Origin of the sequence: Limosilactobacillus walteri, assembly GCF_014830205.1 — a bacterium.
Classification (GTDB): domain Bacteria; phylum Bacillota; class Bacilli; order Lactobacillales; family Lactobacillaceae; genus Limosilactobacillus; species Limosilactobacillus walteri.
In genome coordinates, this window is sequence record NZ_QORN01000018.1 from 1 (window position 1) to 12,714 (window position 12,714).

At 40.3% G+C, this 12,714-nt stretch carries 16 protein-coding genes and 1 other annotated feature; all 16 genes read right to left on the reverse strand.

The annotated features are described in order from the left end of the window. Window positions 1-38: 38 nt before the first annotated feature. Window positions 39-404: a 50S ribosomal protein L7/L12 gene (gene rplL, locus DTK66_RS04880; RefSeq protein ID WP_152697254.1), complete on the reverse strand. Its 366-nt coding sequence runs from the start codon at window positions 402-404 to the stop codon at window positions 39-41. A gap of 62 nt (window positions 405-466) precedes the next feature. Beyond that, window positions 467-967: a 50S ribosomal protein L10 gene (gene rplJ, locus DTK66_RS04885; protein WP_153930027.1), complete on the reverse strand. Its 501-nt coding sequence runs from the start codon at window positions 965-967 to the stop codon at window positions 467-469. Window positions 968-999: 32 nt separating this feature from the next. Next, window positions 1,000-1,119, reverse strand: a sequence feature (ribosomal protein L10 leader region). A 52-nt stretch (window positions 1,120-1,171) separates the two neighbouring features. Next, on the reverse strand, window positions 1,172-2,284 hold the full coding sequence (gene wecB / locus DTK66_RS04890; RefSeq protein ID WP_191667943.1) for a non-hydrolyzing UDP-N-acetylglucosamine 2-epimerase: 1,113 nt from the start codon (window positions 2,282-2,284) through the stop codon (window positions 1,172-1,174). 38 nt (window positions 2,285-2,322) lie between these two features. Then, the gene (locus tag DTK66_RS04895; protein ID WP_191667944.1) at window positions 2,323-3,624 is read right to left on the reverse strand and encodes a glycosyltransferase; all 1,302 of its coding nucleotides are present in this window, start codon (window positions 3,622-3,624) and stop codon (window positions 2,323-2,325) included. 6 nt (window positions 3,625-3,630) lie between these two features. Beyond that, window positions 3,631-3,765 (reverse strand): hypothetical protein, encoded by a 135-nt coding sequence (locus DTK66_RS11075; protein WP_255505066.1) that lies wholly within the window; start codon window positions 3,763-3,765, stop codon window positions 3,631-3,633. A gap of 200 nt (window positions 3,766-3,965) precedes the next feature. Next, on the reverse strand, window positions 3,966-5,057 hold the full coding sequence (locus tag DTK66_RS04900; protein WP_191667945.1) for an NAD(P)-dependent alcohol dehydrogenase: 1,092 nt from the start codon (window positions 5,055-5,057) through the stop codon (window positions 3,966-3,968). Between the two features lie 253 nt (window positions 5,058-5,310). Then, window positions 5,311-6,507, reverse strand: a complete 1,197-nt coding sequence (locus DTK66_RS04905; protein ID WP_153930031.1) for an aminotransferase-like domain-containing protein — start codon at window positions 6,505-6,507, stop codon at window positions 5,311-5,313. 160 nt (window positions 6,508-6,667) lie between these two features. Then, window positions 6,668-8,788 carry a DUF2207 domain-containing protein gene (locus DTK66_RS04910; RefSeq protein WP_191667946.1) on the reverse strand — a complete coding sequence of 707 codons (2,121 nt, stop codon included), beginning with the start codon at window positions 8,786-8,788 and terminating at the stop codon, window positions 6,668-6,670. 87 nt (window positions 8,789-8,875) lie between these two features. Continuing rightward, complete coding sequence (rplA, locus tag DTK66_RS04915) at window positions 8,876-9,568, reverse strand: 50S ribosomal protein L1 (protein ID WP_153930033.1); 693 nt, start codon at window positions 9,566-9,568, stop codon at window positions 8,876-8,878. Window positions 9,569-9,660: 92 nt separating this feature from the next. Then, on the reverse strand, window positions 9,661-10,086 hold the full coding sequence (gene rplK, locus DTK66_RS04920) for a 50S ribosomal protein L11 (protein ID WP_104688469.1): 426 nt from the start codon (window positions 10,084-10,086) through the stop codon (window positions 9,661-9,663). Between the two features lie 134 nt (window positions 10,087-10,220). Then, the gene (nusG, locus tag DTK66_RS04925; protein WP_191667947.1) at window positions 10,221-10,763 is read right to left on the reverse strand and encodes a transcription termination/antitermination protein NusG; all 543 of its coding nucleotides are present in this window, start codon (window positions 10,761-10,763) and stop codon (window positions 10,221-10,223) included. A gap of 114 nt (window positions 10,764-10,877) precedes the next feature. Then, entirely contained in the window at window positions 10,878-11,054 is a 177-nt protein-coding gene (secE, locus tag DTK66_RS04930) for a preprotein translocase subunit SecE (RefSeq protein ID WP_003666294.1), read from the reverse strand. An 11-nt stretch (window positions 11,055-11,065) separates the two neighbouring features. Continuing rightward, the gene (gene rpmG / locus DTK66_RS04935) at window positions 11,066-11,215 is read right to left on the reverse strand and encodes a 50S ribosomal protein L33 (RefSeq protein WP_003666293.1); all 150 of its coding nucleotides are present in this window, start codon (window positions 11,213-11,215) and stop codon (window positions 11,066-11,068) included. 37 nt (window positions 11,216-11,252) lie between these two features. Then, window positions 11,253-11,531 (reverse strand): hypothetical protein, encoded by a 279-nt coding sequence (locus DTK66_RS04940; RefSeq protein WP_191667948.1) that lies wholly within the window; start codon window positions 11,529-11,531, stop codon window positions 11,253-11,255. Between the two features lie 17 nt (window positions 11,532-11,548). Continuing rightward, window positions 11,549-12,301 (reverse strand): 23S rRNA (guanosine(2251)-2'-O)-methyltransferase RlmB, encoded by a 753-nt coding sequence (rlmB, locus tag DTK66_RS04945; protein WP_153930035.1) that lies wholly within the window; start codon window positions 12,299-12,301, stop codon window positions 11,549-11,551. Continuing rightward, window positions 12,291-12,704: a Mini-ribonuclease 3 gene (locus DTK66_RS04950; protein ID WP_191667949.1), complete on the reverse strand. Its 414-nt coding sequence runs from the start codon at window positions 12,702-12,704 to the stop codon at window positions 12,291-12,293. The genes rlmB and DTK66_RS04950 overlap by 11 nt, the downstream gene beginning before the upstream one ends. Between the last annotated feature and the right edge of the window lie 10 nt (window positions 12,705-12,714).

A 12,714-nucleotide genomic window follows, 5' to 3' on the forward strand; every position in this document is an offset into this window, starting at 1 on the left:
TACTTCTTGACGAAGAGCCTTTATTTATTAGGATTTGACTACTTAAGGGTAACAGTAGCACCAGCGGCTTCAAGCTTTTCCTTGATGTCGTTAGCTTCGTCTTCCTTAACGTCTTCCTTAACAGCTGATGGAGCACCATCAACAAGGTCCTTAGCGTCCTTAAGACCAAGACCAGTAATGTCCTTAACAGCCTTAATAACCTTAACCTTAGCTGAACCTGGTTCAGTTAATTCAACAGTGAAGCTGTCCTTAGCAGCAGCGTCGCCACCAGCAGCACCTGCAACTGCAACTGGAGCAGCAGCAGAAACGTCGAATTCTTCTTCGATTGCCTTAACTAAGTCGTTAAGGTCAGAGATTGATGCTTCCTTTAATGAAGCAATGATAGCATCCTTATCAAAAGCCATGTTTATTTCCTCCAATATTTAGGTAATTAATTTTGATTTTATATTGTATCGATATACGGCAATTATGCGGCTTCGTCTTCCTTGTCGGCAATAGCCTTGACTGCACGGGCAATCTTCCGCATAGGATCTTGCAATGCAGATGCAAGCATTGACAACAGTTCTTCGCGACCTGGCATGTTTGCGTATTCGTTGATTTCGTCAAGAGTCTTAACACTCTTTTCGATGAAACCACCCTTGATTTCAAGAGCGTCGTGGTCATCGGCAAACTTCTTTAAGATCTTAGCTGGAGCAATTGGATCCTCGTCTGAGAAGGCAACTGCAGTAGGTCCAACAAAAGTATCACGAAGATCTTCGTAATCAGTACCTTCAACGGCACGATCAAGAATCTTGTTCTTGATAACTGACATCTTAACACCGGCGTCACGAAGTTGCTTACGTAAATCAGTAACTTCCGCAACAGTTAAACCACGGTAGTCAACAACGATAGCAGTTTGGGCTGCGTTAAGCATATCAATTGTTTGCTTAACGATCTCAGCCTTTTTAGCAATAGCTGCTTCACTCATGAATTTTCACCTCCTGCAATGTATTTTTGATCGGATTTATAAAAAAATCCCTATGACCGCAGACATAGAGAAGGAACTTTCATTTCTTCCTCGGCAGGCAAGATAATTAAGGCATTCGCCACCTGAGTCTTAGGCAGAGTCATATTTAATCAACTTTTACAGTTTAACATACCAATAAAAGTTCTGTAAAGGGATTTTTCTAATTTATTTTGATTCAGCCCATGCAGCGATTGCCTCAAGGATACGTTCACTGGCATGACCATCCCCATATGGGTTATTGGCCGCACTCATCTGTTCATATTCCGCCTTGTCAGTCAAAAGCGCTGTTAATTCAGCAATCACTTGGGCGTAATTAGTACCAATTAGTTTTAAGGTTCCAGCCGCAACTCCTTCTGGTCGTTCGGTCGTATCACGTAACACAAGTACTGGCTTATGGAGGGCTGGAGCTTCTTCTTGTACGCCACCCGAATCACTCATTACCAGCATTGCCTTACTCATAATATTATGAAAATCAACCACATCTAAGGGAGCAATCAAATGGAAGTGCTCATCATTTCCTAAAATTTTATTAGCAACCGTTTGAACTTTAGGATTTAAATGCACTGGGTAAATCACATCAATATCATCGTATTGGTCAACGACCTTCCGGATTGCTTTAAATGTCTCTTCCATTGGCCGGCCCCAGTTTTCTCGCCGATGCATGGTCAAGAGGATTATCCGGTGATGTTGATCAATCTCTGCTAACACCTGGTGATGATAGTCTTGATTAATCGTATACCGCAAAGCATCAATGGCCGTATTACCAGTAACGGTAACTCCACGATGATGGTTTCCCTTTTGAAGGTTTGCCGCACTCGTTGTGGTCGGAGCAAAATATAAGTCAGCTAAATCATCAATCATCTGCCGATTCATCTCTTCTGGATACGGTGAATACTTATCCCATGTTCGTAGACCAGCTTCAACATGACCAATTGCGATCCGATTGTAAAAGGCCGTTAATGCCGCTGCATAAGCAGAACTTGTATCCCCATGAACAAGCATAAGATCTGGCTGTTCTCGCTGAATAATTGGCTCTAAACGGCTCATCGTTTCAATTGTAATCCCTGTTAGCGTTTGCTTCGGCTTCATAATTTTCAAATCATAATTAGGAACAATCGAAAATACATCTAATACCTGTTGAAGCATTTCAGCATGCTGTCCAGTCGAAACAACCACCGAAGTAAAGCGATCATCTTTTTCTAAGGCTTTCACAACCGGCCCCATTTTTATTCCTTCTGGTCGTGTCCCAAAGACTGACATTACTTTTATCTTTTTCATTCTTTCCCTCACCCATCTAATTTGCTAGTTTTAGCGAATTATGATTCTTTCTTGCCGTGTTCTGTTTTAATCCACGAATTTTCATGCAATCCCCACCGCCAAAAAGCCATAATAATACTAAAAAAGAGGATCACGTACATATATGAAATTCCTAATGGCAACATGATCAACTGCCGATAACTCAAGCGTGGTTCATGGTAATGGTAAAGGTCATAATAATAAAATATCCCAAAAACCACGCCCCAAAAAAGTGAAAAGCCGGCTAGTCCCGCTAGGACGACTAATAAAGTTAATGGGGGCAAGTTAGCATAGAGGGAATGCCAATGGGTTGCTGCAATAGTCGTCAGCACAATAATTGCCAGATCCGCCAGAAAATTTAGCCATGGCTGGATCAAGAAATAGTAGATGCCTAATTTTTGGGTGCGGCTTAAAATCTTGCTTTTAATAATTCTTGGTAAATATTGTAAGCAATTTAAGTCTCCTTGTACCCACCGACTACGCTGCCGGATAAACTTTTTAGGCGAAGTCAGGGCCTCTTGATAAACATATGTATCAGTCATATAATCCACCGATAATTGCCTTAGCATCATCTTAATTGTCAATTCATAATCATCCAAGAGCGCATTCCCCCACGGATGCTGACCAATTTTAGCTAAAATTGGTGCTAACCGAAAAAATTGACCATTACCACTCAATCCCACTGTTCTAGTATACATTCGCATAATCTGCGCCATGTGGTTAATGCTAAAAAATTCGATATCCTGTAAAATCTGTAATTCATTCTTAAAATGAGGATACATCTTCACCCGCATCTGAGTAATATTAGTCTGCGGTGAAGAAAAATAAGCATTCAACCGTTCTAACGCGTTATCAGCAAGACGGGCATCAGCGTCAATCACACCGACAATCGTTTTATTAAATGCGATCTTCTGCCTAATAATAATCTGACAGATGTAATTAAGGGCAAAATTCAAAACATCCCCTTTGCCGGTATGGGCATTAGGCACATAGCGGCGCAAGAGGTGTAACCGTGGACTATTCAACTGGCTGATTTGTGCGACCGAATCATCACTACTGGCATCATCAACAACTATAACTTCAAATTGGTCGAAATTTAATAGGTTTGTTAGTGTTTGCTTGATAACTCCAGCTTCATTAAAGCAAGGTACGATTACAAAATATCGTAAATCCTTATCAATCTCAGCTGGTTGCTGATTTCCAGCAAAACGGCAAAAATCACGGGGATATGAAATCGCCCGAAATAAGAGACTGATCAACGAATAGAATAGGAAAATAAAAAGCGCAATCCCCCAAATAAAAGTAAAGATCACCGCTAACATTAGTAATTACCCCTTTTTGATATTCTGGTGATAGAACAGCCAAAAGAGCAAACTACCAACAAAAGAGAGCCCAAACATAACCATTAAAGTAATAATAACCGAGGCAGCCACCCCTGCACTCGTAAAATCAATCAACGACATTATCAAAAACTCCTTTTCCCTTATTTTTGATAATGCTTAGCACTAATCATAATAATTAGCATGAAACCCGAATATTTAAAACTTTCAGCAATTAATACAATTATAATCAAAAATTGTTTGAAGTACAGGGGTGATTTTAAAGGAGCAAAATAAAAACCAAGTATAGTTTTAGATAGCCATACTTAGTCTCTTAAAACACTTTATTCAAAAGTAATTACAGGTTTTATAACCTTACCAGCCGTAAAGTCTTCAAAAGCTTTATCAATTTCATTAAACGAATAGAACTTCATCAACTTATCAATTGGAAACTTTCCTTTCTTAAAATATTTAACTAACTTAGGGATAAACAATTGAGGAATAGCATCTCCTTCAATTAACCCAATAATCTGTTTAGATTCACCCATAATGTCCATACCAGTTAAATCTAATTTTCCTGCAATGCCAATTAAGTATAATTTTCCATCAGTATCAAGAGCATGCAAAAGATCAGTAATTAGCGGACTATATCCGATTGAATCTACAGCATAGTTTAATCCTTCAGGAACAATACTCCTAATTGCCCCTTCAACATCATCAACATTAGCAGTATTAATTACATCAGTTGCTCCTAGCTCTTTTGCCATTGCCAGCTTATCGTCATGACGATCAATCACAATCAAATGATCTGGGTTATATAAGTTTGCTGCCATTACTGCTGCTAAGCCAACACCACCAGCTCCCGTAATAACAATATTACTAGCAAACTCTGGCTTAACTTCATTAAGAATTGTTCCAGCACCAGTTTGAAATCCACATCCTATAGAACCAAGATATTTCAAGTCCATTTCTGGATCAACTTTAACTACATTATGTTCATCGGCAATAATATAGGTAGCTAATGATGATTGACCGAAGAAGGTACTAATGTCCTTTCCGTCAACTGTATGAAGGCGATAACTGCCATCATAATTTTTACCGCCAAAACATAATTCATTTAAGTGAATACATTTTGCCGGATGACCAGAAAGGCAATTTTTACAATGACCGCAATAACTGAATGATACTACCACATGATCTCCAGGCTTTATATATTTAACCGTGCTACCGACCTTTTCTACTATGCCAGCACCTTCATGGCCTAAAGCAACAGGATATGGAGTCATCCCTAGGTCCCGCCCTGCAATGTCTGTATGACAAATACCAGTAGCAACTGTTTTTATCAAAATTTCATTAGGCTTAGGCTCATCTAAAATAACATCCTCAACTTTAATTGGTGCACCTTTTTTTTCCGCAATTGTTGCTTTAATTTTCATTTAATATTCCTCTTTTCAACCATAGTGACATAAACACTAACTTAAAATTAGTATAACATACACCAATAAAAATGGAGCTGTGACATAAGTCTCCTATATAGTTGAAAATGCTACAGCGCAGTACACAAAGGGACTCTAGCGTTCGGAAAATCCGAACACTAGAGTCCCCTTTGTGCTTGCGGGGGTTCGAAAACGAACTAGCAAGCTAGTTCTGTCTCACTCCCACTAGGATTTTATTAATGGCTGATTTATCCTATTTATTATTAACAGCGGCGGTTAAAGCTTCACCGAGACGCTTTAATCCGGCTTCAATCTGGTCTTCTTGCATATTTGAGTAGTTTAAGCGGAATGCGCCTGGCTGTGGTTCGCCAGCAAAGAATGGATCACCAGGAACAAAGGCAACGTTATGTTTAAGACAATCCTTAAACAATTCTACCGTATCATCAACCCCCGGTACCTCAACCCATAAGAACATGCCACCTTCAGGATCGGTATACTTAACGCCCGCTGGGAAGTACTTCTTAATTCCTTCGAGCATTAAGTTCTTACGTTTACCATAGAGGTCACTAATCTCTTTAACATGGGCGTCAACGTCATTGTCCGCAAAGAATTGGGCAACCGCAAATTGGGCTAAGTTATCAGTATGCAAGTCTGCGGATTGCTTAAGGACAGTTAACTTATTAACCACATCCTTGTCGGCCACTAGCCACCCTAACCGAAATCCTGGAGCTAAAGTCTTAGAGAAAGTACTCATGTAAAAGACATGACCAGACTTATCAAATGACTTAACTGCTGGCACATGTTCACCCGCAAAACGAATCTCACCATATGGATTATCTTCTAATACATAGACATCGTATTTTTCAGCTAATTCGGCGAGCTTTTTGCGGCGCTCGGCGGTCATCGTACGGCCAGTTGGATTTTGGAAATTAGGAACAGTATATACTAATTTAGTATCTGGATTGGCCTTTAGTGCTTCTTCTAAGGCATCCATCTTCATTCCCTCTTCATCCATCTCCACACCAACAAAGTTAGCACCATAAGAACGGAATACATCTAAGGCACAAAGGTATGTTGGCTGTTCAACTAAAACAGTGTCGCCAGGATCGACAAAGGCCTTTCCGACTAAGTCTAAGGCTTGTTCCGATCCTGTAGTTACTAAGACGTTATCTAATTCTGAATCGACATCTTCTTTTTCTTTAACATGTTGTTGAATGACCTCACGCAATGCTGTCACCCCTTTTGCGGCACCGTATTGCATTGCTTCTTGTCCATGCTCATCAAAGACTTTGTCGACTGCAGCTTTCATTTCTTTAACAGGAAACAATTCGGGTGCCGGCAATCCACCAGCAAACGAAATAATTTTAGGATCCGCCGCTGCTTGTAAAATTGCACCAACCGCATCCGTACCATCTGCTGGAACACGCTTTGAATATTTAAATTGTGTCATTGTCGTCACTCCTTAGTTATTTAACTTTTAATGATAAATTCTCATTATTTTTTAACATTTTTATCATTGGTTAATAATATAGCACAACAATGGATACTTGTGAAGTGGCTAATTAAAAATTTAGCAAAATCCCGCCTACCAGCTTGCAACTACTCATTCATCAAAAGGCACCCCCTCCTGAGTCACCACCAGCTCCGCCTGACGAGCCCCAATTTCCGAATGAACTATCAGTAGAGCTTCCGGTATCAGAAGAAGTAGTTAGGTTTTCGCTATTAAGAATTATGCCATTAGCAAAATTCTGGATTAGCCAGTCATTTGCAGAAAAGCCTTGCAATTGTTGGTCAAGATTCTCTTTTACTAATTTTGCTCCAAACTGCTTATTTAAGCCGTTGATAAACTCGCTTGTCTCACCGACTGCTGTTGCATAGACATAATATTCTCCCCACAAAATTTGGGCGGGGAGTTGTTTTTTATCAAAACGACCAATATCATGGATCATTTGCTTGAATTGCAAGATATCGACTAAGTCTTGATATTCTTTTTTACTATAAGAAGTATAGCGATAATCAATTAACATGTTCAGGGCTTGCAATCCTAACCCACATAGGAATGTTCCGGCAATCAAAGGTTGGGAAATCGTTTTAAAACTAAGCCCTAATATTTTAATTTCAGGCGCCACGTATGATAGGACAAAAATAAGCAGACAAGCGATTATTCCTAACCCATAAATATATAAGCAGTGGCTTATTTTAAAATTATATTTGCCAAAAATCCGCTGTTCTATTTTCTCAAACGGCCGCCAAACACTTAATCCCAAGCCAATTAATAGTATTACACCTACTCGGGTAATCGTCCGAATTAAGAGGGCGATGCTAAAGCCATTGGTAACTAGCCGAGCACATAAAAAGGCAACTACAACTGCCGCTAACAAATAAATACAGGAAAATTTGTCAAAAGCTGTTTTGGCTGAATTTGGCCTTTCACCAAAAGTCTGCCACTTTTCCTTCGTATTGAGCCACCGATGATAAAGAATATTTCCATCATCATTTTTTAATTTTGCTAATGATACTTGATTGTTTTTATCACCGTAATCATGCGTTAGAAAGTAGATAAATGGCGAGTCATCAGCAGTTCCTTTTACCCATTTGATTATTTTATCCCTTTTTATTTGCTTAACTTCAATATTTCCTGCTAATTGAAGCGCTGCTAAATCAGTTGCCAACGGAATCATACCGGTTTCTTCTTTTATATTAGCTTGATAAATTGAAGCAACCTGCATCGGTGGTAATGATGGAAGTTCAAACCGGTGAAGATGTTCGCTAGTATGATCGCGTTTAAGCAGATTTCGACGATCACAAACTAACCAATAAAGGCCATAAATACCAAACGGGATTATTAATCCAAGCGCGATAATCAAATAGTTTATTGGGCGGCGCATAATTAAGAATTGGGCAATAAGATCTATTCTGCGTTCCTGCCGTTGAACTATTGCAACCCGATTACTAGCATGTAGCGGGGCTTTAGCAATCGCATTCTTAGGAAAGAGCAGGTGAATTTCAAGATATTGGTCAACATTCTCCGCTGTCAGTTTAACAGTAGCAGTATGTTTTTGCCATACCTTATGTTCATATTTTGCACCATGAACCCATAAAGCCTGCTGTCCCTTAGTAGCCGGCATCTCAATTGTAATATTGACTTTCTGCAATTGCCGTTGCCAGCTTCGACCGACAATCTTCCAATTAATCTCCCCTGTATCAAGGTAGCGTTTAGCAACCGCGCTCAGTCGGTAATGGTATGTGATAACCTGTTTCTTTGCATCAGTCGGCACAGAAGTGACTATCCGATAATCGCCCTTAGTGTTCTCACCATCAGCATCCGTATTGGGTTGATAAAAGTAATCGTCATATTTTAAATAACTATTCAATGGTAACGTTTGATCATCCGGTCCCAGATTAGCTGCTCGACTAAAATATTCTTTTTGATCTTGAAGCAGCTGCTGAATTGGCAGATTCTCGTTAGCTATTTGAATCCGACTAATTTTCCCTAATCCTTTTGTATCCTGGACAATAAACACCCCTTGATATTCCCCATTAAATTGATAATGAACTTGTTGCGTTACGTCAGCACTACCATCACGATTAACTTTGACATAAATATCATTCTGCTTAATTTGATAATCCCGCTTATCGCTAGCAGCTGCCCTATTTAGGAAACTAAGTCCGAATAAAGCTGTCAATACTATTACTAGAATTATTGAGGTTTTGTTTTTCGTTAGTTTCATTACTCTCTCCCGATAAAAAATTTAAAAAGAAAAAGACCTCGGGCAAGAATTCCCCCGAAGTCTTTTTTCATATCATTTTAACTAAAATTAAAATGTAGTTAAATCAAGCGTAACACTTGGCCCAAATGTTGAAGAAATGGAAGCGTGCTTGATGTATGTTCCACGTACTGAAGCTGGACGAGCCTTAGCTACAATGTCTTCTAAAGTAGCCAAGTTTTCAACTAACTTATCAGTATCAAATGAAACCTTACCGAATGGTACAGCAACGTTACCATCACGGTCAGTCCGGTAAGTTACTTGACCAGCCTTGGCATCAGAAACAGCCTTAGCAACATCCATTGTAACTGTACCAGTCTTTGGGTTTGGCATTAAGCCCTTAGGTCCAAGAACCCGACCTAAACGACCAACCTTAGGCATCATGTTTGGTGTTGCGATTGCAACATCAAAGTCAAGCCAACCGTCTTGAATCTTGTCTACTAAGTCATCAGAACCAACAAAGTCAGCACCAGCGTCTTGCGCAGCCTTGGCGTTTTCACCTTCAGCAAATACAATAACAGTTTGGTCCTTACCAGTACCGTTTGGTAAAACAACGGCACCACGTAATTGTTGGTCAGCTTGCTTAGTGTCAACATTTAAGTTAAATGCAACTTCAACAGTTGAGTCAAAGTTAGCAAAGTCAATATCTTTTACTAATTGAACCGCGTCTTTAACAGCGTATTCTTTCTTGCTGTCAACTTTCTTGAGCGCGTCTTGGTACTTCTTACCACGTTTTTTAGCCATCTTGTGTTTTCCTCCTTGCAAATGTGGTCTAGCGGAGTTAATACCTCCCACGGGGATGCAGCACTTTCATGATGCATCCGGACTGCTAGTAATTAGTCTTCAACAGTGAAGCCCATGCTACGAGCAGTACCTTCAATCATGCGCATAGCTGCTTCTACATCAGCTGCGTTTAGATCTTGCATCTTAGTTTCAGCGATTTCCTTAACTTGATCCTTGGTTACAGAAGCAACCTTGTTTGTGTTAGGTTCACCGGAACCATGTTCAACACCAGCGGCCTTCTTTAGTAAGACAGCAGCAGGTGGCGTCTTAGTAATGAAGTCGAATGAACGGTCCTCATATACGGTAATAACAACTGGAATCAACATACCTTTTTGGTCTGCTGTCCGAGCGTTAAATTCCTTAGTGAAGCCCATAATGTTAATACCTGCTTGTCCAAGTGCAGGACCTACTGGTGGAGCTGGTGTAGCCGCACCGGCAGGGATTTGCAACTTGACAACGTTAGCTACTTTCTTTGCCACGAGACAAAACCTCCTTAGTCCGTGTTGTGGTCATGATGAGGCAGTAATTTTTACCTCTCCCACAGTATGTTAATAGCATACTATAGGAACATACCACATTTTTCGATCTTTTTCAACAACTTATATAATTTAAATTAAAATGTATCAATTTGGTCAAAGCCAAGTTCAGCCGCTGTCTCGCGCCCAAACATTTCAACGGTCGCTTTGATCTTTTGCTTTTCATGGTCAACTTCTGTGACTTTTGCGGTCATGTTTGCAAAGGAACCGGCAATAACTTTAACGGTATCGCCTTCCTTAACGTCAATGTCGCTAACCGTCTTTTCCGTGTCCATCCGGTTCATAATCCGATCAACTTCTTCGGGAAGTAATGGGGTCGGCTTTGATCCACCACCGTGAGATCCTAAGAAACCAGTTACGCCGGGGGTGTTCCGGGCAATATACCAAGCTTGGTCAGTCATTACCATTTCAACTAAAACATATCCTGGGAAGGTCTTTTCGATTGTTTCTTTTGCTTGACCATCCTTTACTTGGCGAACTTCTTCTTCAGGAACAACTACGCGGAAAATGTAGTCTTGCATTCCCATTGATTGTGCCCGTGATTCCAAATTACTTTTTACCCGGTTTTCGTAACCAGAGTAGGTATGAAGCACATACCAACGTTTTTCATGTGATTCCACGATGAATCCTCCTTAAAATTAAATTGATTATGTTAGCAAAATAAAAAACCTCGTATAGCTACGAAGTTCCTTAAGATTTAGTATAGCAAACTAATTTCTATTTGACTACTAATGTTAAACAAAGAGTTTCATCATTAACTGAATTAACCAATCAAACAGAGCAAAGAATAGTACGAAAAACAGCGTCAATGATACAACAATGGTCGTGTCACGACGGTTTTCTTTGGCTGTTGGCCATACAACTAGCTTCATTTCGTGGTTAACACTCTTAATAAATCGAATCAAGTGCATAATATCCTCCACTATCTGCTCTCGCGGTGGATCGTATATTCACCACAATGTTTGCAGAACTTGCGTAATTCTAATCGTTCTTGTCGTTGAGGGTTGGCGGTAATCGTATAATTGCGCGCACCGCACTTTGTACATTCCAATGCTACTTTTTTCTGGGACATACTTGTCACCTCCACACAGTACCTAGATTAGCACGAATCACAGTTTAAAAGCAACTGGCTGCCCTGATTTATTAAAACAGCCAGCCTTATTATTGATCTCGCGCAAAAAATCAGTAATTTGTTCATGGTCGATTCTTGTTATCATTGACGACCGAACCGAGACGGGATAAAAAATACTGCCCCCGCTGGAATGGCTAGCAACTGGCGGATCATTGATAACATCCCCGCAGTCATAGTTTTTGATGACTTTCCTTGGAATTTTGGCGGTAAAACAAAAGTCCTTGCCAGAAACCAATGATACTATTTCATGAAGCATTAACTTTTCAACATCTTTTACTTTTCTAATGGATGACGAGAATTAAATCCTTGGTAAATCAACAGACTAGCTGCAACACTCGCGTTTAAGCTTTGCACATGGCCAATCATCGGAATCGTCAACATCTCATCACATGTCTTCTTTAATAGTGATGAAATTCCCTTTCCTTCATTACCAATCACTAGCGCTACTGCACCATGAGCATCCCAAGTGCGGTAGTCTTTTCCTTTCATATCAGTACCAAACAGCCATACGCCCCGTTCTTGAAGCTCTTTAGCCGTCTGCACTAAATTGGTAACCCGCGCTACAGGTACGTGTTCAATCGCACCAGTTGACGTTTTAGCCACGACTGAAGTTAACCCGACTGCCCGGCGCCGTGGAATGATAATTCCATGAACGCCAGCCGCATCAGCAGTCCGCATAATTGAACCAAGGTTATGCGGATCTTCTAATTCATCTAAAATCAAGAAAAACGGATCTTCATTGTGCTTAGCTGCATTTTCAAACAAGTCATCAATAGTCGCATACTGATATGCTGCAACTGCTAATGCAACCCCTTGGTGATTCTGGTGGTCAGTCATTAGGTCAAGCTTATTTTTAGGAACGTTTGAGACAACTAAGCGCCGTTCTTTGGCTAACTTGATAATTTGTGAAATAGCATCAGCTTTTAAACCGGACTGAATAAAAACCTTATTAATCTCTTGGTCTGACTTTAGCGCCATTACTGCTGGATGACGGCCAATAATAAAATCTGTCTTTTCATTTTTCATGTGCTGTTCGCCCCGCTTCTACTTGTTCAATACACCATTGCGCTAACTCGGCTAACCGGTCCTGTTTACCAGCTAATTGAAGATAGCCCATTACTGCTTCAAAGCCTGTTGAAATCCGATAAGTCATAACTGATGTGTTCTTTGCATGGGTGTGACTATTGGCATTCCGTCCCCGCTTAAAGTATGACCATTCTTCTTCTGTTAACAGGTCATCTGCTTTCATTAGGTCAATGAGGGCCGCTTGGGCTTTAGCTGAAACATAGTGGGTGGCAATGTGCTGTAATTTGGTCGGCTTACTAATCCCCTTTGTCAAAAGATGTTGCCGAATATATACCTCATAAGCCGCATCCCCTAAATAAGCAAGGGCAATCCCATTAAGTTGACGATAATCTGACTGTACCATAAAAATCCTT